The following is a 22,403-nucleotide window of genomic DNA, read 5'->3' as shown; positions in this document are numbered from 1 at the left end:
GCCAATGGGACCCTGGAGCTTTTAAACTGTAGAAAAATCCGGAGAAAAGTCAGTTCGCCTAAAATTTTTCTAAAAAAACATTCCAGTTGATTGGAATGGGTGTTCGAGACTCCTGCGGGAAAAGCGTGTCCAAGGGAGACCCCGCTGATAAGCGAGTGCCTGGAGCGGAAATCAACGATCAGATTATACAAACCCTCAATGAAGTTCCAGCTGCTTTCAGAAATCCGCTCCCTTTAAAGTACCCCAGCCGGTTTCATCATTTCCTTGATCAATTCCCTGTTGCGCTTTTTAAAGATTTCATTATGGGAAGAAACCATCCCCACTCCGTGAGCGTCAGGCTGGATATATTGCTTTGCCTTGTTTACGGCATTTGCAGCATCTTGAAAAGTGCCTGCTATCAGGTTCAATTTACCCTCATGCTTAAGGATATCACCGGCTGCGTATATTCCATCCATCGAGGATTCACTTGCAGGAGTACCTTTAATATAATAATTGTCGGCAATGGCAATGTCCACTTTACTATTTTGAAGCAGTGATGTATCACGCTCATAACCATGATTGATGATGACTTCATCGATCGGTAAGTAAGATACCTCTCCCGTTGCGTGATTCGTCAGTTCAACATGTTCAATTGATTCATGATCGTCGCAGGCGATCAATTTTGTAATCGTCGTATTCAAGAAACAAACAGCAGAGCTTTCCATCAATTGCCTTGCTTGTGATTCATGTCCTGCTAAACTATCTTTCCTGTATGTCAGGTACACCTTTTTGGCGATGGGCTCTAATTCATTTGCCCAGTCTATAGCAGAATTCCCGCCGCCTGAAATGATCACCGTCTTATCCTTGAAACGATTGAAAGACTTGACAGTATAGTTTAAATTAGAGACTTCAAACCTTTCTGCCCCGTCTATTTCCAACTTTTGCGGATTCAGGATTCCGCCGCCAACCGCGACAATGACCGTCTTGGAAAAGTGCACTTGACCTGAAGCCGTATGTAAAACGAAGATGCCTTCTTCATTACGTGTGATTGATTCCACTTTCTCATTCAAGACGACTGTTGGGTTGAATGTTAAACCTTGCTCCACTAGCTGCTCAATTAATTTTTCCCCAGTAGTCGGTGTCAGCCCTCCAACATCCCAAATCATCTTCTCTGGATAGACATGAATTTTCCCGCCCAGCCGTGGCTGGTATTCAATCAGTTTAACTTTCATTTCTCTAAGTCCGCTATAAAAAGTGGAGTAAAGGCCTGCTGGCCCTCCCCCAATAACCGTTACATCAAATAAATCCTGCTGTTCCATCTACGTCCACTCCCCGGTAACCAAGTGTGATTGATTATCATTCTCATTTAATCGTACACTCTTTTCTCACTTTTTACAATAAGCAGTCGAGTTAAATTTCAAAAAAACCGATCCATTCTGCACGTATGTATGAAATTGAAAAAAAGTGCAGCCATCCTTCATCCCTACTCAAGGATGAAAGATGCTGCACTTTCTTTGTGAAGAATGTTAGTTTGAACGAGGTCTTTTCCCGTCCGATATAAGAAGATTGATATGATCTATGAGTTCAGGTAGTTCCTCCATCGTTTTGATGGTGAAGTCTGCCCCGTTTTTCAAAAAGATATCTGCCGTTTTAGAGATGAGATCTTGTTTATCTCTTTCTGGCAAACTTGTATACTCATCCAAACTCAATCCCATCTCAGAGCTTCCGACAATGACTCCGACCGTCCATACCCCAGCATTCACTCCCTCTTGCATATCGGAAGTGGTATCGCCTACCTTCACCACCTTCCATGATGCCGCTAATTTCAATTTTTCCATATTCCGATAGATCATGTAAGGATATGGCCTTCCGATCGAATGGGTTGCATCCGGGGTTACATGGAAATCGGGCCCATACCCTTTTTTCAAAGCATTTGCTGTGACGACCTCCATCATTGTATCCGTATAGCCCGTTGTCGACCCAATCTTCAGGCCGCGATTCCTTAATGCTTCCACCGTCTCGGTAACCCCTGGAATGGGGTCAGTATAATCCGCCAATGACATCATCAACGCCGGTTCGAATTCAGCATATAGTTTTTCAACGTCATCCTCATTGAATGGCCTTCCGTATTGTTCCTCCCATAACGAAGATATCCTTGGCATGGTCAGCATCGCACGAATATGGTCGATTTTCAGCATGCCCATCGGAGCTCTGGCTTCCTCCATCGTCACGTCCAGTCCAGCATTCTTAAAAATATCCACAAAAACATTCACTGGTGCAAAACATCCAAAATCCACGGCTGTTCCAGCCCAATCCAAAATGATTCCTTCTACCTTATTCATACTGTCACCACTTTCATATATTTTTCTACGATCCTGCCTAGTTCCGCGATATCTTCTTCATGGATTTCGCCAATATTGCCGATCCGGAATGTATCTATGTCAGTCAGCTTTCCGGGGTAAATTACATAGCCCCTCTCCTTGATGAAATTGTAGAAGTCCCCAAAATCAAAGGTTTCAGTTGGAAAATGGAAAGTTGTAATGATAGGTGATTGTTTATCAGGTGAGATGTATGCATGGATGCCCAATTTCCCCATCAGCTCCCTCAGCCTATCATTATTATTTTTATAACGGGTGAATCTGGCTGGGATGCCGCCTTCTTCCGTTAATTCTTCCAGCGCTTTAGCAAACGCGGCCACTACATGTGTTGGAGATGTGAAACGCCATTTCCCATCCTTGTCCATCTCTTTCCATTGGTCATATAAATCCAGGGACAAACTGCGGGCATTGCCTTCACAAGCCAACAATTTCTCAAGCTTTGCAATGACGAAACCAAAACCAGGGATTCCTTGAATGCATTTATTCGCACTGCTGATCAAATAATCAATTCCGAGTTCAGGCACATTCATCTCCACTCCGCCAAAGCTGCTCATCGCATCAATGATCAAGGATTTCCCTTGTTCGTTTGATATCTTCGAAACCATCTCTATCGGATTTAAAATCCCCGTCGTCGTTTCACAATGAACCATCGCTATATGTGTGATGTCACGATCAGCCAGTAAAATGTTCCGGATTTCAGCTTCCTTTGGATATTCATTGTACTCAACGCCATATTCAACATGATTCAGACCGATGCACTCCGCCATTTTCACAATCCGTTTTCCATATGCGCCATTCGTAATGATCAGCACTTTATCGGATTTTGAAAGTGCAGTCGTCAGCACAGATTCTACAACAAACGAGCCGCTTCCCTGCATAAGTACAGCCGTATATTCTCCGTTTGCAGCACATGCCAATTCAAGAAGCTGGGTTCTGATTTTTTGTGTGATTTCTTTATAATCATTTTCCCACGTGCAGCGGTCAACAAGCATTTTCTGTTTCACCGTCCTTGTAGTGGTCAGCGGTCCAGGCGTCAATAGTTTATAGGTATTCATTTTCCTTCACTCCTCACTGTATTCATCATTGTGCTGATTTAAAGAATTCTTGATGCTGTTTCAATAATTCGACCGTTAGGGGCTGCTTATATTTCTTAGGGTGGGCCGGTTTGTTCTTTTCCGTTACCTTTTCACCTTCATAAAGTGCGACCGGGTAATGTTTCAACAGTGCTTCTCTAGCATCTTTACTGATCGTTTCTGCCATTTTCATCGCTAAACTTGTTTTAGCTTCATTATCTTTATTCACGACAGCAACGGATTCCGTGTAAGAGAAATTCCCCTCAGCCGGATCGACGAATTTGATCGGTAAACCCGACTCTTTAGCCATCACGGCTTGATAGCGTAAACCAAAACCGGCAGCCACTTCCCCTGCTTGAACTTTATTGATTGGACCTGAACCTGAGCTCTCAAGATGCGGACCGCTATTTACCATTAAGTCATGGAGAACCTTTTTGCCCTCTGCGTCACCGTATTGACTGATTATTGCTTGAACTAACAGCCACCCTGTTGAAGAGTCCAGGATATTAGGAATTGAAACGAGCCCTTTATATTCCGGCTTTGTTAAATCCTTAATCGAGGTAGGCATCGGCAGGCCTTTTTGTTTAAGCACTTCCGTATTCACAAAAATGGAACCGGTATTGGCCAAAATCGGTGTATAATAGGCTGGTTTTTTTTCCAATGCTTTTGTACTGAATGACAGGTCCTTGAACATGGAGTGCTGTTCCTGTGCGCTTTCAATGAAATAGGAACTCATCGTCACGACATCAGCCTCGATTTCATCTCCTTCTGCGAGCAGTTTCCCTCCTAATTCAGATGAGCCTAATGATTGAAGGACATATTTTCCTTCGTATCCGGCATCTTTCAGCGAAGTCTCCATTGCGGCAGTTGCTTCTTCATCGCCATTCGTATAAATGACCACCTTTTCCTCATCCGCTTTGCCGCTGTTACGGCCCACCAATACAAATACCAAACTTAGAGCAACTAAAGAAAGTAAGGCTATCTTGATCGTTTTAGACATAATATCCCCCTCATTAATGTTTGAATTGTCTTTTTTGATAATGATCACAAAGCAGCTTCACGACTAGATTTGTAAAAAAGATAAGTAGAGACAGGATGAATATTTCATTGAATTTGGCAAAATGCTGAAGCTCTTTAATTTTACTGGCCACTAATGTGGTTTGGGCCGTGACCAAAAAGATGATTCCGCTGATCGTCACCATACTATTGATGAAATAGTAGCTGAACATCTCGATTACCGTAGATGCCGAGTTAGGCAGGATGACACGATAGATTGTCCTGATCCAGCTATCCCCCAATAAATTCCCGGTGGTTTCCCAACCAGGGTTCATTTTAGATAAAGAGTTCTTCGCCATTAAATAGGGGGTCGTAAAGAAGTGGACCATGTTACATAGAATGATGATGGCAAAGGTCCCCTTCCAGCTGCTTCCGTTGAACAGCAGCAAATACGATAAGCCCAACACCATTCCCGGTACTGTATTCGTCAGCATCGAAATGACATCCATTGATGATTTCCCTTTAAGGGGCGTCCTGACATTCAAGACCGCCGAGCTAAAGGCGATGAACGTTCCCAGTACGGCCGTCATCAAGGCAACGAATAAGGAGTTTTTATAGACTGCCGTTAAATCGCTCGATTGGAATGTGTCGATAAAATGCTTTAAGGTGAATGTGAGATCGTAAGGGAAACTAGTTAAAAATGGTGCAATGAACATGACTGCAAATACAGAAAACATTCCTATTAAGACCAGCAGCGAAATACCGCCAAAACAGATATCCCTCCCTTTGTGCTGCGTCAATTCAATATCGCTGAACTTGTCATAATGAAAATTGAGTTTTTCCAGATAGTTTAATAGGAAAACACTGAACACTACCGGAATGAGCATGAGAATGGCAATCACAGCGCCATTATTGAAATCAGGGATGGAACCCAGCATGACTTGATACAGTTGCGTCGCAACGACGGTGTAGGTCCCGCCGACCGAAGCCGGTATCCCAAAGTCGGTGAAGCTCAAGATGAAGGAAAGTACAAAAGCTCCACCTAAAGTTCCTGACAATGGCCGTATGATCGTATTCAAGAAACTTCTTATCGTTCCGTCACCCATTAATTTTGAGACGATGATGAACTTTTTATCCATGTACTTGAAGGAATTATTAATGAGAAGAAAAGCTGATGGCAATGTATAGATTACATAACCTATCAATAATCCATTAAATCCATATATATCGAAGAGATTCCTTCCAAAAATCTTCGTTATGATTCCTTGATTGCCGAAAGAGTAGATGATCGCAAACCCAAATGTGATTGTCGGAAGCAGCATCGGAATAAGGATCCCGGTTTTAATTACACTTTTTAATGGACTATATAATCGGGTGCAATGGATGGAATAGGCCAGGAAAAAGGCTAAAACGGTCGTAATGACGGCTGTGAGCCCCGAGATTTTCACGCTGTTTCCAAATGACTTCATCAGCTCTGCATTTGAAAGGACCGTTAGATAATTCGAGAGATTGATTCCATCTGCCGTTTCAAAAGAACGGACGAACAACATGCCAAGCGGCAAGAAAAGAAAAGCGGCAAATAGCAGTAAGATAGGTATATAAATGACTCTCATTGCCGGTTTTACATCAGGCATACTTTTCACCGAATAAGTTATAAATATTTTCTCTCTTGATCTCCAGCTGTTTAAGAATGAATTCCTTAACAAAATCATTGGCTGGCTGATTGATGATTTCTTGCGGCGATCCAAATTGAGAAATATTCCCTTGATTAATGATCAAAATCTTATCCGACATCGTCAAAGCCTCTTCCGGGTCATGAGTCACTATGATGGTCGTCAGCTTAAATTCGCGGGCAATGGATTTGATGCGTTCCTTTATCGATTCCTTGATCACACCATCCAAAGCACTCAGCGGCTCATCAAGTAATAGGATTTTCGGTTTCATTACAAGAGTCCTTGCGATCGAAACCCTTTGTTTCTGACCCCCTGACAGTTCGCTGATCCTTTTTTTCAAATGCGGTGTTAATTCCAGGAAATTGATGTATTCCTGAAGCTCTTCCTTGGAAACGGATCCCTTCCTGTTCCTCAATCCATAAACGATATTTTCATAGGCATTCAAATGCGGGAAAAGAGCGTAATCCTGGAAAACGATATTAAATCCCCGGTCTTTCATGGGCACGTTACTCAAATCGGTATCATTGAAAATGATTTTTCCATGATTGATACCCGTCAAGCCCAAAATTATATGTAATAAAGTAGTTTTGCCGCTTCCACTTGGTCCTAATAGTGAAACGATCTCCCCCGTTTTAATTTCAAGATTTATATGATCCAAAACTGATTTTCCATCGAATTGCTTGCTAATATTTTGTAGTTTTAGCAAACCGTTCACCTCCTTTAATACACCCTTAGTATAAAAGCCCTTTGTAAACCGAAGTTGGGATTTTTGTAAATACTCTGTAAATATTGAACACCTTTTTACTAAATTGATACTAACTTTTGACCAACTAATGATATTTTTATCAGCTATATGTTGAATATGTTCGCAGTAAACAGTACACTTAAACTGAATATCAGGAAGATAGATATGAAGAATAGGCGGGTGTAACTTATGCTTCCTCTTGAAAGGCAAAAGAAGATCATCGAGTTATTAACGATTAGAAAAGTGATGAAGATTGCCGAACTTACTGAAGAAATGCAAGTTTCCATCGAAACCATAAGAAGGGATATAAACCTTCTTACAAGGCAAGGAAAAATTGAAAAGATCTATGGCGGCGTTAAGCTGGTTCAATCGAAGTTTGGAGAATCGACGATAGATGAACGGATGTTCAGTCAATTAGAAGAAAAAGAATCCATCGCCCAAAAATGCAGTGAGTATATCGACGATGGGGATTGCATTTATATCGATAGTGGTTCGACAACCTATCAAATCGCTAAATATATAAAACAGAAAAAGAAACTGACCGTAATAACCAGTTCGATCCCTGTTGTAAATGAGCTCATTCATAGCGATATCGAGATATTGATCATAGGCGGGAAAGTCAGGAGAAATGAACAATCCATCGTTGCATTTGACTACTTATTCAACTTCAGTGAATTGAATATTTCAAAAGCATTCATTTGTGCGAGCGGCATAACCGTTGAAAAAGGGATATCCGACTATAATTTAGAAGAAGCGAACACACGAAAAAAAATCATTGATTTATCCCAAGAAGTCTATATTGCCGCTGACAGCTCCAAGTTCGGGAAAGATGTGACCATCGGGATATCGTCACTGGATAAAATCGATTACATCATTACTGACGATCATCTGCCTAAAGATTTCATCTCTTCGTTTAAAGAGACCGGCACACATTTGATTCTTTCTTAAAAGCAAGAAAAAAACGGGAACTATACAGTAGTATAGTTCCCGTTTTTTTGTTCAAGTTGCAGCTGATTTCAGAAATCCGCTCCCTTTCCGCCGACTGTCTGCCAAGCCTCCTCGTCGCAAGCGTCTGTGGGGTCTCGGCTAGCCAGTTTTTCGGCAGGAGTGTCGCAAATTTCTTCAATCCAGAGAGTTTTCATCCTATAAAACAGTAAAAATACGTGAAAGATAACCAAGTTTCGTTTGAAAAATGTGGAAAAAAATCCTCACTAAAATCATGAGATGGATCGGGATGAGACCATTCCTAAATAAAAAACTGTGTCCTCCATCAATGGAGAGTGGCCCGGGCGATTACCATAAAGTTGAGCCTAGTACCTCAATTAAAATTCCTTTCATGCTGAAGGAGCCATTCCTTTCTCCACAAGCCACCCGCATAACCAGTTAATTTCCCATTTGAACCTATTATTCGATGACAAGGAATCACGATGCTTAACTTATTTCTGCCGTTAGCGCTCCCTACTGCCCTAATGGCTTTTTCATTACCGATTGAAACGGCGATGTCTTTATAGGAACCCGTGTTAGCGTACAGGATTCCCGTTAATGCGTTCCAAACGTTTTTTTGGAAGTTGGTCCCTTCAAGTGTATAAGGAAATGTAAATTCCCTGCGTTCACCTTTGAAATACTCATCAAGCTGACTAAAGCACTCCGCCAAAACCTGAGGCGTGTGCTCTTGCATAATATTTATCTTTATATCCCTTTCAGCGAACATTATGGAACTGATGGCATCATTCGTTCCTGATATCTCGATAACTCCAATCGGTGATTCATAATCTAGTTTATATAATTCACTCATATAAGGACCTCCATTTCTGTATATGTGGCTTACACTCGATTCTTAAGATTCATGTTGCGATATTCACTTGGAGTACAATTTTTCAAACGGCGAAATACTTTATAAAAGTTTGAAGGGCTTTGGAAACCGACTTCAAGGCAAATCTCAAGATTCGTTCGACTTGTGCTTGTTAGAAGGTATGAAGCTTTATCCACTCTGATTTTTTCCAAATAGGAACGGGGAGTTTCTAATGTTTCCTTTTTGAATAGCCGCTCCAGATAATAGGAACTTACACCGACATGATTGGCAATATCCTTTAATTCCACTTTTTGATTATACTGATTGACCAAGAAAGCGATGATATCTCTTACAAGTCCAATCTTCGGGGAATCATCAACTTCCGGTTGGCATCTTTTGCAAGCACGGAAACCGGCCTTTTCGACTTCATCGATGTCATGATAGAATTTCACATTTATTTTTTTCGGCTTCCTTGACCTGCATGAAGGGCGGCAGTATATTTTAGTTGTCTTTACTGCGGTAAAGAATAATCCGTCATATTTAGAGTCGCAAGCAATGATTTTCTCCCACATTTCTTCAAAAGAAAGATTTATAGCAACAGCCATTATACTCCGCATCCTTTCAGGTTTTACTTCCCATATAAATGTGAGGTGTCACTTAGATCTACTATTCGTGCTGTATCTCGTTCTAACAATTCAATGGCTTTATCGAACAGGGCATTCCCGAAACTGAGGCGTTTTACGCCTAATTCTTCAAGCTCCTTACCATTCGTCAATCCAGGCAAAGATAATACATTAAGGGGAGCACCTATATTCAAAGTGATTTCTTTTATTTCATCATGGTTCGTTAATCCAGGGATGAATATTCCGCTGGCACCACTTTCCACATACGCCTTTGCCCGCTCTGCCGTTTCCGGGAAAGGATTTTCTTTTTGAAAATAAGTATCTGTTCTGGCATTGATGTAAAAACCTTCATACCCATTATAATCCAACGCTTCCCTTATTTTTAATAGCAGGCTGCAGTGTTGATATATATCTCTAAGACCTTTTTGTTTTTTTAGTGAATCCTCAATATTGATCCCGGCTACACCGGCGTCTGCCGTCCTTAACACATTATCGACAATCTTGTCTGCGGTTTCACCATAGCCTGCTTCAATGTCCGCGGTGACGGGAATTTTCACATTATCCGCAATTAGTTTAATGATACCTAAATGTCTTTCAAAATCAATCAATTCGCCATCAGAATACCCCAGGGAGTTGGCAATTCCCCAGCTTGTCGTTCCAATCGCCTTGAATCCTGATTTCTCGAGAATCAAGGCCGATAATAGATCCCAGACATTCCCCAATATCAACAGGTCCTTCGAAAAGTGTAATTCATTGAATTCCTTAATATTAGTCATTATAGATGCTCCTAAAATTCATTTGTCCCTATTCTAACAATCACCCCAGCTCCAAATCGTCCTCATTCTTGCTCTTATGGTCCATTTCAAATAATGATTGTCCTGGATTCCCGTGACAAATAAAAAAAATGCCCTTTCATTCCGGGCATTTTCATGATCCAATTGATTAATTTACGAAAAGATATAACTTCCTATGATATTCCTCAAATGCCTGCTGGTCCTTTTCCGTGTAGTCCATCCACTTCACTTTCTTGCATCTTTCCTCTAATCTCTCATTCAGTTCATCTTCTATTTCATTCATGAAACGGATGATTTCCCCATAGGGCATATTGAAATGACGGGCTGCAAGCCTGGGCGGGGAATGCTTTACCAGCAATCTCATGAATTGATCGACCGTGTCCGCCTTCGATGCAAGATAATCTTCTTCGTTCACGATGAATTCATACACTTGTTTTTTGACGCCAGAAAGTCTGGTTACTTCGTCGCGCAATAAAAACTCCATTAATCTATCGTTCATATGGCTCTACCTCGAATTGGTTTATATTTAAATCCTCTTGGATATGTATGAAAAGTCTATACTGCCCGATACCTCATTATGACATCGTAACGGCAAGCCATCAAGCAATTCCTCCACCAACACATAAAGCGTAATAATTACGATTTAAGGGCCGTTTTAAGTAAAATAACATGCATATACTTTAAAAGTCAACGTTTGTATCGTGTGCATAGTAAGCATTCTTTATTGGCAAAATATGAGCATGAACAAATGGAACAACTCTTTATTAATTTTGTATAGGCAATGAGAATAATTTTGTTAAAATTTGATATAATAAATGTAATATTTAGTCAATTAGTATCTTTTCCTAGAATTTGCTTTTGCAAAGGGGTAGAATGAAGCTAATGACATCTTATTTTTTCTAATGTTTCCGAGGAGTTATAGGGTGGGTATAGCAAGTACATAGTGACAGCTGGAATGCTGTCCGACATATCGGTTGTTTTCATTTGTTCAAAATAACAATGAAAAGAATAAGGAGTGATTTTTTGAAACCTTCAACAAATCGCATGTTAACCCGTATTAAATCCGTTTATATGTTCATTAGCAATAACGGTACGGTTTCTACTCAAGAGCTTGTAGAAGAATTTGGCATCACTCCTCGAACTGTGCAGCGCGATTTAAATGTCTTAGCATACAATGACCTTGTTCAAAGCCCAAGCCGAGGCCTTTGGACGACAACAAGTAAAAAGGTGAAGATGTCATCGTAAAAAGAACGACCACCCGAACAAGATCGATATGTAAAATACTTTGAGGCGGACAATATTATCCGCCTCATTTTTTGTGTCCAGCTATCATTCAGCCGGTTGGCCCGCCTTTAACTGTTCAAGCTCCTCCGCCGTCAACTCACGGTATTCACCAAGCTCGAGTTCCTCATCAAGCTGTAAACTCCCCATGGAAAGACGCTTTAGGTAGACGACACGTTTGCCAACGGCCTCAAACATCCGCTTCACCTGATGGAACTTCCCTTCCATGATCGTTAGCTCGATATCCGATGTCAGGCCTGATTTTAAAATGTTCAATTCTCCTGGTTTTGTTTCGTATCCATCATCCAAGGTCACTCCGTTGCGGAATGCCTCGATATCCCGTTCCGTTACTTCGCCATCAATGACCGCAAAATATGTTTTAGGGACATGTTTCTTTGGGGAAAGCAGTTGGTGGGCAAGCTTTCCGTCATTCGTGATCAGCAATAAACCTTCTGTGTCCTTATCAAGACGGCCTACAGGAAATGGCTCGAATACCGAATCTTCCGGCTCCAAGATGTCGATGACCGTTTCTTGGTAGTTATCTTCCGTTGCCGACAATACGCCCGGCGGTTTATTCATCATTAAATAAATGAATTCCCTGTATTCAACCCGTTCACCATGAACCGTCACGTTTTCCGTATCAGGGTCCACTTGTTCCTTCGGATCCTTAATCAGCCTTTCATTAACCTTGACGGCGCCGGATTTCAGGAGCTTTTTCACTTCTTTCCTGCTGCCATAACCAATATTGGATAAAATCTTATCTATTCTCATCGTTTCCTCCTAAAGCCTTTTTCAGTAAAAAGCCTTGCCCACTTTAATGACAGGCAAGGCCAATATATTTTAATCGGGGATTCACCATTCAATACCCTTTTTTTTACACATCAAACTTCCAGCTTACAATCCTAATTTAGCTTTTAACCGATCGATCCGGGCACCGAACAAACGATGGGCAAGTTTGCTTTTCAAGGAAAGAGCCGCATAAATGAGCGCTCCAAAAATTGCACAAACGGCCACGATCAAAATCGCCTGGAAGCGCCCTTCCGATGTAAGCCATAGCGATAGTAAACTGTTCATGCCCCAGGCAGCCAGTCCCATTATTATTGAAAAAACTGTGATTAAAACAGATCTCCTGATGGTAAGGCTGTAACGATATCCAGTAAAGTAAGTAATGACATACAAATTCAGCAGCACGGCAGCCAAGTAGCCGAATGCCGTAGCGTAAACGGATCCTTCCGTTTCAAACAACTTGATCAATGGGATATTCAAGCTCAATTTGATTAAAAAGCCCACAAGCAGGCTGAGCACTGTATATTTTTGCTGATTGATCCCTTGTAATACAGCTGCCGAAACGGAGAAAAGTGCAAACAAGATGGAAACGGGCGCATATGCCTTCAGGACACTGATTCCAAGTGGATCATGGCTGTAAAAGGCACTATAGATTGGATCGGCCAGCACAGACATGCCAACGACTGCTGGAATCGTAATGAACAACAAAATTTGAAAGGCTTGGTTCAGCTGGCGGTTGAACTCATTTGAATCCTCGCTTACATATGCCTTCGTCACCGAAGGAAGAAGCGCCATCGAAAACCCGGTTGCAAGCGTCATCGGAATCAAGACAAGCTTCTGGGCATACACATTCAACACCCCTAGTGCATCCTCAGCAACATGCTGCAGCCCGATCGACGACATCGCCTTATTGAAAGACAATAAGTCAGCCAACTGAAACATTGGCATCGCGATTCCGACGAATATGAAAGGAATCGACGAAAGGAATATTTCTTTATAAATCTCCTTCAGGGAAATTTCCATCGTTCCCCTGTCTTTCTTCATCAAGCTGTCCAAATATGGTTTTTGTTTTTTCCAATACCAAAATAACACCACTAAACCGCCGACAGCCCCGACCGTCGCCGCGAAGGTAGCTATTTGGATGGCTCTCACTAACTCTCCGTCAAGGACATTCAAAACAACATACACACCGGCCAGAAGGAACACGATGCGGACAATTTGTTCGACAACCTGGGAAATGGCCGTTGGTTCCATCGCTTCATGCCCTTGAAAGAAGCCGCGGATGATGCTCATGAACGGTACAAAAATCAAGGCGAAACTGACTGCCCTAATGATCTCCGTGACATCCGCGGCATCTTCCGGCTTGACCCCAAAGACTCCAGTAAACAGCGGGGCCATCGTATAGAGAATCAAAAAAGCGAGAAAACCGGTGATTACCATTAATTTCAGGCTCGATTTAAATAACTTCTCACCGACTGCGTATTCCTCGAGCGCATTATACTTCGAGATGAATTTAGATACTGCAAGCGGCATGCCTGCCGTTGCAAAGCTAATGAAAATGGTATATGGAACGTACCCATATTGATAGAGGGTAGCCCCTTTATTCCCAACCATATGTTCAAATGGGATGACATAAAATAAACCCAGAATCTTGGAAATGATCGCTCCCAGCGTTAATATAAAAGCCCCTTTTAAAAACTTAGATGACATCTAATCCCTTCCTGCCTCTGTCAGTTACGTTTCACACGCTCTTTATCTTATCATATTAAAGTATTTTTTCTATAGAAAACTACATTCAAGTTTATCGTTTTCGAAGATAATACACAAACAAATAATTCCTTTTTTTCTACATTCGCAATCTGACGGGCTCTTGCTATATAATGAAGGGACTGAAAATGATAAAGTGGTGATCAATTTGAAATATGATGTAGTGGTAATTGGCGGCGGTCCTTCCGGATTGATGGCAGCAATAGCAGCCGGGGAAAAAGGTGCCCATGTATTGTTAGTGGATAAAGGCGAGAAGCTTGGAAGGAAACTTGCAATCTCGGGCGGCGGACGCTGCAACGTGACGAACAGGCTCTCAATCGATGAAATCATTCAGCATATCCCTGGAAACGGGCGATTTCTATACAGTGCTTTCTCAGAGTTCAATAATGAGGACATTATTCAATTCTTTGAAAAATTGGGCGTCGCTCTAAAAGAAGAGGACCATGGCCGGATGTTTCCTGTCAATGATAAAGCGCAAAGCGTCGTGGATGCCCTTCTGACGCGCCTGTCGAATTTAAAAGTAACGATCTACAAGAACTCTCCAGTTGCGGAAGTTCTCTATGAACATGGAAAAACCAGCGGTGTCCGGTTAAAAGATGGCCAGACCATTGACACGGATGCAGTCGTGATTGCAGTCGGCGGGAAATCAGTTCCCCACACCGGTTCAACCGGAGACGGCTACGCATGGGCTAAAAAGGCAGGGCATACGATTACCGAATTGTTCCCGACTGAAGTTCCCGTACTTAGCCATGAAACATTCATTAAAGATCGAACACTTCAAGGGCTCGCACTTCGCGATGTTTCATTGAGTGTCCTTAACCCAAAGGGCAAGGCCCTGATCACACATAAAATGGATATGCTCTTCACCCATTTTGGCGTCTCCGGTCCAGCTGTTCTAAGATGCAGCCAATTCGTCGTGAAAGCGATGAAGAAATGGAACCTGTCCGAAGTGACCATGAAACTCGATGCCCTGCCGGACCGAAACAAGGAAGAGGTTTTTCAAGACATCATGAAGGAAATAAAAGCCGAACCGAAAAAAGCCATTAAAAACACCTTAAAAGGTTTAGTTCCTGAACGATACCTTCACTTCCTGCTTGAGCGAAGCGGCATCGACCTTCAAGAGCAAGGGGCGACGATATCAAATGAAAAAATCCGCCGCTTTGCAGAATTATGCAAGGACTTCCAATTCGGGGTGCACGGCACCCAGCCGCTAGAAAAAGCCTTCGTAACGGGCGGCGGCGTATCCGTCAAAGAAATACATCCAAAAGAAATGGCATCCAAACTAATGGACGGACTGTATTTCTGCGGTGAAATTCTGGATATACACGGATACACAGGCGGTTACAATATCACATCGGCATTAGTAACCGGCAGGCTCGCCGGCATGAATGCTGCCATGTCTGCCCGTTCATAATCCGTAAAAGAGGCTGATCCGCTTGGATCAGCCTCTTTTACTGCGATTTCGCAAGCCTATACATCGTGTACGTTAGGCTTTGATTCTGGTGTAGGTGCTCTTGTTTTGGACTTCACTGTACTTTTTCGACCAAACCCGCACCCGCCACTACTAGTCGGGCTATACGTTTAAAATATTTCTGGATGATATCGATATGCTTCGAGGTCAATGGTATTCCGTCCCGTGAACGTGATGCCTTCACTCTCGAGCATCGCCTTCTGGTGTTCTGCAGCGCCCTCCGCTTTTATGCCGATTTCACCTTTGGCATTGATCACCCGGTGCCATGGAAGGTCATGTTTTTTACTGCTAGAATGAAGGATCCTTACGACCTGCCTTGCACCGCGCGGACTTCCGGCGAGCTGTCCTATTTGACCATATGTCATCACTTTACCGGAGGGGATTCGTTGTATGATATGAATGACCCGTTCAGTAAAACTTTCCAAATACCTCGCCCCTTTATTCTATCCGTTTGCTAAAATCGTGATTTTTTCATCGGTAATCAGGATTCCATGATGTTTGATCAAGTTTGTTTTAAGCTCGGCAGGCACTCTGCAGTCATCGTATGCACATACAGAAATCAATCCTCTTTCCTTGATCAATTTGTCGATCCCTTTTTCATATTCGCCTATCGCAAAGCTGACTTGATCGTCATGGCCCCATTCAACATGGCCCCAAGTCCGGACGTGCTGATTGCGTTTAGTGTATGCATCGATATTTTCCAAGAAATAATCAACCATCGTCGAAGGATGGAAATCTCCATGAAAACAATAAAAATCAAAATTATTCATAAGATGCACTTGCTCCAATTGCTCCTCATTTAAATGAAGCTGCAATTTCTTGTACACGAAAGGAAAGATGCGGTCGTTTTCGACGACCAGGATATGGTCTCCCTGTTGAACACCGGTAATGATGAAAGTTGCCTCATTTTCAATGTATGACTCCAATTCATTAAAACAGTATAAAATATGGCCACCATCCGACTGCTGTATATTTTCTATTAATTGTTTCATTTTATTGTCCAAAATGAATCTCTCCTTTAATACACCAGTCCGTACTATGTATTATGTATAACTTTACCCATTATCTCCGTGTTTGTAAAATTCATAGAAGAATATAATCAGTTTTTCCTAATGACATGTTAAGATCTGGAATTTAGTTAAGTCGAATTATGGCTGCCTTCAGTCCACTCTTAAAAAGACCCAGGCAGCCCAATCCGGCAGACTCCGCACTTCATGCATTTTCCCTTCACTCTTAAATCACGGGATAGTACGGCACATAGCGCGGGTTATAATAATATGGCGGTCTTGGTCCAATAAGCGGCAATTCAAAGGTATTTGGGTTGGAGTCATATAACAACTCCACCTTTTCATCCGATTGTTCGACCAATAACCACTTCACTTCTTCGCTATAATAATATGGCATATAGAGGCCTCCAAAAACTTTTTTCTACCCTTCAGCATATTCGAGCCGCACGGCAACGAGCCCGTCCCGATATATGTTCTTCATGCACGGCATATGCCTGATCATCATAAAGTAATCCGACTAAATTCTTTATTAGGAGGACCCCTCATGGCAGAAGATAATAAAAAGAAATCATCCGGTAAAAGCTATCCCATGCATCCGAATTATGGGAAGATCACCCGTTATCAAGACGTACCCCTCACGGTTCCGGAGCAACGCCAATTTCGCCAACCCGGTGTAGAAAAATTAATGGTGCCCAGGCCCATCATCGAAAATCCCAATTATAGGGGCTGCGGGAAATTAACAGGTAAAGTCGCATTGATAACTGGCGGAGACAGTGGGATTGGCGCTGCGGCTGCCATCGCTTTTGCTAAAGAAGGGGCAGATGTTTCCATCGCTTATTTGGATGAACATGACGATGCCAATCGGACTAAAACGAGAATTGAAGAGCTTGGGCAACGTTGCTTACTGCTGCCAGGGGACTTAAGGGATAAGCAGCAATGCATCGATATCGTGGAAGACACCATCGAAACATTTGGAAAGCTCGATATACTTTGTAACCATGTGGGCATTCAATTTCAGCAATTAAGCTTGCTTGATATTACGGATGAGCAATTCGATGATACCTTTAAAGTGAATATCTATTCCCACTTCTACACGACGCGTGCTGCCCTTCCCCATTTAAAAGCTGGGTCCTCCATCATTAATACATCTTCTGTCGTGACGTTCAATGGGAATAAGCAATTAATAGATTATACGGCGACTAAAGGGGCCAACATTGGTTTTACCCGTGCCTTGGCAAACAGTCTTGTCGATCAAGGCATCCGGGTGAACGCCATTGCGCCCGGAAGGTTTTGGACCCCCCTCATCCCGGCAAGTTTCTCGGCAGACGAAGTGACACAGGTCGATAATCCGATGGAGCGTCAAGGCCAGCCATTTGAACTTGCTCCCACCTTTGTCTATCTCGCCTCTGATGATTCCCGTTTTGTGACAGGACAAACACTTCATGTCAATGGCGGGGAAGCGACATCGTCCTAATTTCCACAACGAACATGCTCCCTTCCAGGAAGTCAAAACGGAAAAAAGACTACCTTTGATTGCCCGTCAGCAAGCAATAGGTAGTCCATTATTGATTATAGGGCCAGCCGGCCTTTATTTTTTTTTATAGATGATCATCGCACTGAAACAGTAGATCTGTTCCTCTTCCTCTTCACCTGTAGTGGCGACATTGTATTTGATATCGACGATTTGATTATCACGAATGTCTTCCAGGAAAAAGTTCATTTCATCCTCTAGATCCTTTTCATGCTCATAATCAAATAATTTCACTTGTATCATCGGCTCTCCCCGCCCTTTTACTATAATGATAGTTATTGTGCAGGATGCCCTTTTCACTTGATTTTTATACTTGATTTGTTTGAAAAGCGGATAATATTTTAACCACTTCATCCCCGACTTCCTCTGTAGAAGCTGCCCCGCCCATATCAGGAGTCAGCACCTTTTTATCGACCAGAGCCTGTTCAATCACGTCCAACACTTTCGCACCCCAAACCTCATGTCCAAAGAAATCGAGAATCTGACTGGCGGACCAAATGGCCGCAAGTGGATTGGCGATGCCTTGATGTGCTATATCCGGGGCTGAACCATGAATCGGTTCGAACATCGAAGGATAAATCTGTTCCGGGTTTAAATTGGCACCGGCCGCCAGTCCCATCCCGCCTGCAATGGCAGCACCTAAATCCGTTATGATGTCACCGAACAAATTGGAGGTGACAACGATTTGAAACCGTTCGGGCTGTTTGACAAAATACATGCTTGCCGCATCGACCAGATAGGAATTCGTTTCCACTTCCGGATACTCCTGTCCAATTTCTTCAAAAACCTGATCCCAAAAAACCATTGAATAATTCAATGCGTTCGCCTTGCTTATGCTCGTTAGCGTCCTTCCCGTCTTGCGCGCCAGTTCATAAGCATAACGGATGATCCTCTCGGTTCCCTTTCGTGAAAAGACCCCCGTCTGCAGGACGACTTCTTCCGGCTTGCCTTTAAAAAGCCAATCACCTGCACCGGAATATTCCCCTTCACTGTTTTCACGAATGACAACCATATCGATTTGGTCACGAGTCACGTCTTTTAATGGACAGGGTGCACCTTGAAGCAATTTAACGGGTCGAATATTCACATATTGGTCAAATCCCTTTCTGATCTTCAGCAGAAGTTCACGTAAGGAAATATGGTCCGGGACACCAGGATAACCGACAGCCCCCAGATACACGGCGTCAAACTTCATCAGTTGTTCCAATCCATCGTCGGGCAGCATTTTGCCGTGCTCAAGGTAATATTCACATCCCCATGGAAAATAGGTGAATTGGAAAGAAAAATCACCGGCAATGGCCGCCACTTCTTTAAGGACCTTTACACCCTCATTAATCACCTCAGGGCCAATTCCATCACCCGCAATGACCGCAATTTTATGAACATTCATTTTTCAATCCTCCTTTTTCTGTATCTTCTGACTTTGGCACCCTAATTTTAACATATAACGTTTGCATCCCCGTAAGTGAGGTTCATATAGAAAAAAGAGTCCTTTCATGATGAAAGGACTCTTTTTTTCACGCCTTCAAATATGCACGTCTTTCCGCATATTTACGGTATTGTGAACAAACCATGATCTTTTTTCTTTCTTCATTCAAATAAGCCGTCACATTCTTGGATTACGCTTACAAAAGTAACAGGTCTTTTTGAAGAACTTCACTTAACGATGACTTCGCCGTCCCATTCAAGCATTCCGCCAACCATGTTTGCCACTTTATATCCTTGTTCCTGAAGATAATGGCATACATTTTCACTGCGGCGTCCTGAACGGCAGATAAAGATATATTCTTTTTCTTTATCAAAATAGTCAAGGTTCGCCGGGATATCATTCATGCGAATATGTTTCGCGCCTTCGATCATTCCCTCTTGCACTTCTTCGTCTTCACGAACATCGACAAGTTCCATCGCTTCTCCTGCCTCAAGCTTAGCTTCCACTTCTTCCGTTGTAATGATTTTGATTTCTTCCATAATTAGCACCTCGAATTATCGTTTGATTTATCTTTTTCATTATAGCAAAATTTCCAGTCAAACATCACGTAATGGATTCGCGAATGCAAATCCCCTCATGCACTGAATGAAAAAACGCCGGCGAATATAATATTCGCCGGCGTTTTAAAAATCGGTATCAATGCTTGAATCCCAGTTGATATTGTTTAGGGATCTCCGTTTTTATATTCAAAGCTTTGGATGCTTCAAGTGCCCAATAAGGGTTTCGCAGCATTCCTCTGCCGACAGCGACCAAATCCGCTTCTTCATTGCCAATGATTGAATTTGCAAGAATCGGATCATCTAATCTACCTACAGCAATCACCGGAATATCCAAAGCTTTTTTGATTTCCCTGGCCAACGGAGTTTGATAGCTGGCATGGGTACCAGGTCTTCCGCCTGCTCCAATCGGGCCTTCTCCTCCAGAGCTTACATGGAACATATCGACGCCTGCTTCTTTAAAGACTTGTGAAAATGCAATGCTTTCTTCAATACCATATCCGCCTTCAACGTATTCTTTTGCAGAAATGCGCATGATTAAAGGCATGTCGGCAGGCATTTCGCTTTTCACTGCTTTAATGACTTCCACTCCGAATTTAGTCAGGTCTCTTCCATATTCGTCATCACGTTTATTCGTAAGCGGTGATGTGAATTGGTGGATTAAATACCCGTGTGCACCATGTAATTCGATTACGTCAAATCCTGCTTGAACTGCCCTTCTGGCCGATGCCCGGAATTTATCGACCATTTCCTTCACTTCTTCCGTTTCTAAAGCTCTTGGGGTTTTGTACGTTTCATCAAACGCAATGGCTGAGGGTGCCACCGGCGGTTCCGCATCCTCCGCTTTACGGCCTGCATGGGCAATTTGTATCCCGATTTTTGCACCGTATTGATGAACTTCCTTAACGATGTTGGAGAAAGCACCAATTTGATCGTCGGACCATAATCCAAGATCGCGATTCGAAATGCGCCCATCAGGCTCCACATCGGTCATTTCCACTATTATTAACCCCGTGCCTCCAACTGCCCTGCTTACATAATGTTGCTGGTGCCAGTTCGTTGGTATACCATCTTCGGCTTCGACGGAGTATTGGCACATCGGCGGCATGACGATCCTATTTTTAAGTTCAAGTTCTTTTATGCGATAAGGTGAAAATAAATCATTCATCATTCTTCATCTCCTTTTTATATAATGCATGCACATGCATTTATATCATCCCAGTAATACTGTGTCAACTAATCGGATTCCCGAAGCTTTCAGTGTAAATTCCGTGCGAAATCCATAAAAAAAGAGAAAGACGGATATCCCGTCCCCTGACTGTGGACAAACTGGAATAAATTAAGATTGCCTACATTTTTATAAAGGGAGTGTAATATGAATGTTGATTTTCACTCCAGACACTCGCTTTCCGCGGGCGGTCCGGGAGCCTCCTCGGCGCAAGCGCCTGCGGGGTCTCCCTTTGACTCGCTTTTCCCGCAGGAGTCTCGCATCTTACATTCCAATCAACTTTGTGTTAAAAGATAGGTCCTTTTTAGTCTATATACTCAGAAGGATATCCCGTCCCTCTCCTTCCTATAATTAAAAGTCGAAATTATCAGGATCTGGCCCAACACGGTGATTCTGATTCAATCCATCAATTTGGTTCATTTCCTTTTCAGTCAATTCGAAATCGAATACAGTTGAGTTTTCGACAATACGATGTTCTTTAGTTGATTTCGGAATCGTTACAATCCCATTTTGTAAATCCCAGCGTAAAATGACTTGTGCAACAGATTTGCCATGCTTGGTTGCAATAGCTTGTAAAACTTCATTATCAAGAAGTTCACCTTGCATCAAAGGAGACCATGCTTCAAGTTGTATTCCTTGTTCCTTACAGAATGCCTGAACTTCTTTTTGAGTTAAACGCGGATGGCATTCCACTTGATTGACCATCGGCTTCACTTCTGCATCTTCCATTAAATCTTTTAGGTGGTGAATCTGGAAATTGCTCACACCGATCGCTTTCACTTTTCCTTCTTTATATAGAGTTTCCAACGCTCTCCAAGCTTCTTTATATTTTCCTTCCACTGGCCAATGGATAAGATATAAATCCAGGTACTCCAAGCCAAGTTTCTGTAAGCTTTTTTCGTAAGCTGCAATTGTCGATTCATAGCCTAAATCGGCATTCCAGACTTTTGATGTTACGAATAAGTCTTCCCTTGAGATTCCAGCTTCTTTTAAGCCCTCACGAATCCCTTGTCCGACCCCTTCTTCATTTTCATAAATGGCAGCCGTATCGATGCTGCGATAACCATGTTTAATGGCCACTTTAACTGCATTTACCAGCTCCGGTCCTTCTTCCACCTTAAATACGCCCAATCCGAACCAAGGCATTTTGACGCCGTTATGCAATGTAGTTGTATCTTGTAAGTTTTTCACCATAATACTCTACCTCCAAATGATTGTTTTTATAGATTGTAATGCGCTATTAGTATCAGTATCATTACATCCCTTCAGGGAACCTTCCATCATTCACTGAAG

Annotated in this window: 24 protein-coding genes; 4 read left to right on the top strand and 20 right to left on the bottom strand. The window is 42.5% G+C overall.

Going from position 1 to position 22,403, the window contains the following annotated elements:
• Positions 1-233: 233 nt before the first annotated feature.
• From A6755_RS08220 to A6755_RS08195, 6 genes are all read right to left on the bottom strand, one after another.
• Positions 234-1,298, bottom strand: coding sequence for an NAD(P)/FAD-dependent oxidoreductase (locus A6755_RS08220; RefSeq protein ID WP_063590401.1), 1,065 nt, complete (start codon positions 1,296-1,298; stop codon positions 234-236).
• A gap of 207 nt (positions 1,299-1,505) precedes the next feature.
• Entirely contained in the window at positions 1,506-2,321 is an 816-nt protein-coding gene (gene phnX, locus A6755_RS08215) for a phosphonoacetaldehyde hydrolase (protein WP_063590400.1), read from the bottom strand.
• The gene (gene phnW, locus A6755_RS08210; protein WP_063590399.1) at positions 2,318-3,412 is read right to left on the bottom strand and encodes a 2-aminoethylphosphonate--pyruvate transaminase; all 1,095 of its coding nucleotides are present in this window, start codon (positions 3,410-3,412) and stop codon (positions 2,318-2,320) included. The genes phnX and phnW overlap by 4 nt, the downstream gene beginning before the upstream one ends.
• A 25-nt stretch (positions 3,413-3,437) precedes the next feature.
• Positions 3,438-4,430, bottom strand: coding sequence for an extracellular solute-binding protein (locus A6755_RS08205; RefSeq protein ID WP_063590398.1), 993 nt, complete (start codon positions 4,428-4,430; stop codon positions 3,438-3,440).
• 13 nt (positions 4,431-4,443) lie between these two features.
• Positions 4,444-6,060 carry an ABC transporter permease subunit gene (locus tag A6755_RS08200; RefSeq protein WP_063590397.1) on the bottom strand — a complete coding sequence of 539 codons (1,617 nt, stop codon included), beginning with the start codon at positions 6,058-6,060 and terminating at the stop codon, positions 4,444-4,446.
• Positions 6,053-6,805: an ABC transporter ATP-binding protein gene (locus A6755_RS08195; protein ID WP_063590396.1), complete on the bottom strand. Its 753-nt coding sequence runs from the start codon at positions 6,803-6,805 to the stop codon at positions 6,053-6,055. The genes A6755_RS08200 and A6755_RS08195 overlap by 8 nt, the downstream gene beginning before the upstream one ends.
• Positions 6,806-7,033: 228 nt before the next feature.
• On the opposite strand from A6755_RS08195, the gene A6755_RS08190 reads away from it, so the two are divergent.
• Positions 7,034-7,792 (top strand): DeoR/GlpR family DNA-binding transcription regulator, encoded by a 759-nt coding sequence (locus tag A6755_RS08190; protein ID WP_063590395.1) that lies wholly within the window; start codon positions 7,034-7,036, stop codon positions 7,790-7,792.
• Positions 7,793-8,162: 370 nt separating this feature from the next.
• Here the strand turns inward: A6755_RS08190 and A6755_RS08185 are convergent, their stop codons facing one another.
• From A6755_RS08185 to A6755_RS08170, 4 genes are all read right to left on the bottom strand, one after another.
• Positions 8,163-8,639, bottom strand: a complete 477-nt coding sequence (locus A6755_RS08185; RefSeq protein WP_063590394.1) for a methylated-DNA--[protein]-cysteine S-methyltransferase — start codon at positions 8,637-8,639, stop codon at positions 8,163-8,165.
• A 29-nt stretch (positions 8,640-8,668) separates the two neighbouring features.
• A complete protein-coding gene (locus A6755_RS08180; protein ID WP_063590393.1) occupies positions 8,669-9,241 on the bottom strand; it encodes a bifunctional transcriptional activator/DNA repair enzyme AdaA in 573 nt (190 codons plus the stop codon).
• A 23-nt stretch (positions 9,242-9,264) separates the two neighbouring features.
• Positions 9,265-10,035 (bottom strand): isocitrate lyase/PEP mutase family protein, encoded by a 771-nt coding sequence (locus A6755_RS08175; protein WP_063590392.1) that lies wholly within the window; start codon positions 10,033-10,035, stop codon positions 9,265-9,267.
• Positions 10,036-10,201: 166 nt separating this feature from the next.
• A complete protein-coding gene (locus tag A6755_RS08170; protein ID WP_034309343.1) occupies positions 10,202-10,552 on the bottom strand; it encodes a hypothetical protein in 351 nt (116 codons plus the stop codon).
• Between the two features lie 524 nt (positions 10,553-11,076).
• On the opposite strand from A6755_RS08170, the gene A6755_RS08165 reads away from it, so the two are divergent.
• Positions 11,077-11,298 carry a DeoR family transcriptional regulator gene (locus A6755_RS08165; RefSeq protein ID WP_034309346.1) on the top strand — a complete coding sequence of 74 codons (222 nt, stop codon included), beginning with the start codon at positions 11,077-11,079 and terminating at the stop codon, positions 11,296-11,298.
• Between the two features lie 84 nt (positions 11,299-11,382).
• On the opposite strand, the gene A6755_RS08160 is transcribed toward A6755_RS08165, so the two are convergent.
• Together A6755_RS08160 and A6755_RS08155 are read right to left on the bottom strand one after the other, a co-directional pair.
• Positions 11,383-12,105, bottom strand: a complete 723-nt coding sequence (locus A6755_RS08160; RefSeq protein WP_034309348.1) for a pseudouridine synthase — start codon at positions 12,103-12,105, stop codon at positions 11,383-11,385.
• Positions 12,106-12,228: 123 nt separating this feature from the next.
• Positions 12,229-13,830, bottom strand: coding sequence for a putative polysaccharide biosynthesis protein (locus A6755_RS08155; protein WP_063590391.1), 1,602 nt, complete (start codon positions 13,828-13,830; stop codon positions 12,229-12,231).
• A gap of 205 nt (positions 13,831-14,035) precedes the next feature.
• On the opposite strand from A6755_RS08155, the gene A6755_RS08150 reads away from it, so the two are divergent.
• Positions 14,036-15,301, top strand: coding sequence for a BaiN/RdsA family NAD(P)/FAD-dependent oxidoreductase (locus A6755_RS08150; protein WP_063590390.1), 1,266 nt, complete (start codon positions 14,036-14,038; stop codon positions 15,299-15,301).
• Positions 15,302-15,468: 167 nt separating this feature from the next.
• On the opposite strand, the gene A6755_RS08145 is transcribed toward A6755_RS08150, so the two are convergent.
• The 3 genes from A6755_RS08145 to A6755_RS26990 all read right to left on the bottom strand — a co-directional run bounded on the left by A6755_RS08145 (position 15,469) and on the right by A6755_RS26990 (position 16,762).
• Positions 15,469-15,723, bottom strand: a complete 255-nt coding sequence (locus A6755_RS08145) for an MGMT family protein (protein ID WP_053537337.1) — start codon at positions 15,721-15,723, stop codon at positions 15,469-15,471.
• Between the two features lie 78 nt (positions 15,724-15,801).
• Positions 15,802-16,362, bottom strand: a complete 561-nt coding sequence (locus tag A6755_RS08140) for an MEDS domain-containing protein (RefSeq protein WP_084737549.1) — start codon at positions 16,360-16,362, stop codon at positions 15,802-15,804.
• 229 nt (positions 16,363-16,591) lie between these two features.
• Positions 16,592-16,762, bottom strand: coding sequence for a hypothetical protein (locus A6755_RS26990; RefSeq protein WP_164855101.1), 171 nt, complete (start codon positions 16,760-16,762; stop codon positions 16,592-16,594).
• 147 nt (positions 16,763-16,909) lie between these two features.
• On the opposite strand from A6755_RS26990, the gene A6755_RS08135 reads away from it, so the two are divergent.
• Positions 16,910-17,839, top strand: coding sequence for an SDR family oxidoreductase (locus A6755_RS08135; RefSeq protein WP_063590389.1), 930 nt, complete (start codon positions 16,910-16,912; stop codon positions 17,837-17,839).
• 114 nt (positions 17,840-17,953) lie between these two features.
• Here the strand turns inward: A6755_RS08135 and A6755_RS08130 are convergent, their stop codons facing one another.
• The 5 genes from A6755_RS08130 to A6755_RS08110 all read right to left on the bottom strand — a co-directional run bounded on the left by A6755_RS08130 (position 17,954) and on the right by A6755_RS08110 (position 22,304).
• Positions 17,954-18,139 (bottom strand): sporulation protein Cse60, encoded by a 186-nt coding sequence (locus A6755_RS08130; RefSeq protein ID WP_048682016.1) that lies wholly within the window; start codon positions 18,137-18,139, stop codon positions 17,954-17,956.
• A 64-nt stretch (positions 18,140-18,203) separates the two neighbouring features.
• Positions 18,204-19,286 carry a tartrate dehydrogenase gene (locus A6755_RS08125; RefSeq protein WP_063590388.1) on the bottom strand — a complete coding sequence of 361 codons (1,083 nt, stop codon included), beginning with the start codon at positions 19,284-19,286 and terminating at the stop codon, positions 18,204-18,206.
• Positions 19,287-19,552: 266 nt separating this feature from the next.
• Positions 19,553-19,864, bottom strand: a complete 312-nt coding sequence (locus A6755_RS08120; protein WP_034309364.1) for a rhodanese-like domain-containing protein — start codon at positions 19,862-19,864, stop codon at positions 19,553-19,555.
• 157 nt (positions 19,865-20,021) lie between these two features.
• Positions 20,022-21,050, bottom strand: coding sequence for an NADH:flavin oxidoreductase/NADH oxidase (locus tag A6755_RS08115; protein ID WP_063592488.1), 1,029 nt, complete (start codon positions 21,048-21,050; stop codon positions 20,022-20,024).
• A 411-nt stretch (positions 21,051-21,461) separates the two neighbouring features.
• Positions 21,462-22,304, bottom strand: coding sequence for an aldo/keto reductase (locus A6755_RS08110; protein WP_063590387.1), 843 nt, complete (start codon positions 22,302-22,304; stop codon positions 21,462-21,464).
• Positions 22,305-22,403 lie beyond the last annotated feature (99 nt).

It is taken from the genome of Peribacillus frigoritolerans (assembly GCF_001636405.1).
In the GTDB taxonomy this organism is placed as follows: domain Bacteria; phylum Bacillota; class Bacilli; order Bacillales; family DSM-1321; genus Peribacillus; species Peribacillus frigoritolerans.
The sequence above is the reverse complement of the archived record's forward strand: the minus strand, read 5'-3'. Positions and strand labels throughout refer to the sequence as shown.

Coding starts and splice junctions, on each gene's coding strand:
- A6755_RS08190 (WP_063590395.1), top strand. CDS start 7,034: ATGCTTCCTCTTGAAAGGCAAAAGAAGATCATCGAGTTATTAACGATT.
- A6755_RS08125 (WP_063590388.1), bottom strand. CDS start 19,286: ATGAATGTTCATAAAATTGCGGTCATTGCGGGTGATGGAATTGGCCCT.
- A6755_RS08145 (WP_053537337.1), bottom strand. CDS start 15,723: ATGACATATGGTCAAATAGGACAGCTCGCCGGAAGTCCGCGCGGTGCA.
- A6755_RS08135 (WP_063590389.1), top strand. CDS start 16,910: ATGGCAGAAGATAATAAAAAGAAATCATCCGGTAAAAGCTATCCCATG.
- A6755_RS08130 (WP_048682016.1), bottom strand. CDS start 18,139: ATGATACAAGTGAAATTATTTGATTATGAGCATGAAAAGGATCTAGAG.
- A6755_RS08115 (WP_063592488.1), bottom strand. CDS start 21,050: ATGAATGATTTATTTTCACCTTATCGCATAAAAGAACTTGAACTTAAA.
- phnX (WP_063590400.1), bottom strand. CDS start 2,321: ATGAATAAGGTAGAAGGAATCATTTTGGATTGGGCTGGAACAGCCGTG.
- A6755_RS08110 (WP_063590387.1), bottom strand. CDS start 22,304: ATGGTGAAAAACTTACAAGATACAACTACATTGCATAACGGCGTCAAA.
- A6755_RS08200 (WP_063590397.1), bottom strand. CDS start 6,060: ATGCCTGATGTAAAACCGGCAATGAGAGTCATTTATATACCTATCTTA.
- A6755_RS08220 (WP_063590401.1), bottom strand. CDS start 1,298: ATGGAACAGCAGGATTTATTTGATGTAACGGTTATTGGGGGAGGGCCA.
- A6755_RS26990 (WP_164855101.1), bottom strand. CDS start 16,762: ATGCCATATTATTATAGCGAAGAAGTGAAGTGGTTATTGGTCGAACAA.
- A6755_RS08175 (WP_063590392.1), bottom strand. CDS start 10,035: ATGACTAATATTAAGGAATTCAATGAATTACACTTTTCGAAGGACCTG.
- A6755_RS08185 (WP_063590394.1), bottom strand. CDS start 8,639: ATGAGTGAATTATATAAACTAGATTATGAATCACCGATTGGAGTTATC.
- A6755_RS08120 (WP_034309364.1), bottom strand. CDS start 19,864: ATGGAAGAAATCAAAATCATTACAACGGAAGAAGTGGAAGCTAAGCTT.
- phnW (WP_063590399.1), bottom strand. CDS start 3,412: ATGAATACCTATAAACTATTGACGCCTGGACCGCTGACCACTACAAGG.
- A6755_RS08160 (WP_034309348.1), bottom strand. CDS start 12,105: ATGAGAATAGATAAGATTTTATCCAATATTGGTTATGGCAGCAGGAAA.
- A6755_RS08170 (WP_034309343.1), bottom strand. CDS start 10,552: ATGAACGATAGATTAATGGAGTTTTTATTGCGCGACGAAGTAACCAGA.
- A6755_RS08180 (WP_063590393.1), bottom strand. CDS start 9,241: ATGGCTGTTGCTATAAATCTTTCTTTTGAAGAAATGTGGGAGAAAATC.
- A6755_RS08205 (WP_063590398.1), bottom strand. CDS start 4,430: ATGTCTAAAACGATCAAGATAGCCTTACTTTCTTTAGTTGCTCTAAGT.
- A6755_RS08155 (WP_063590391.1), bottom strand. CDS start 13,830: ATGTCATCTAAGTTTTTAAAAGGGGCTTTTATATTAACGCTGGGAGCG.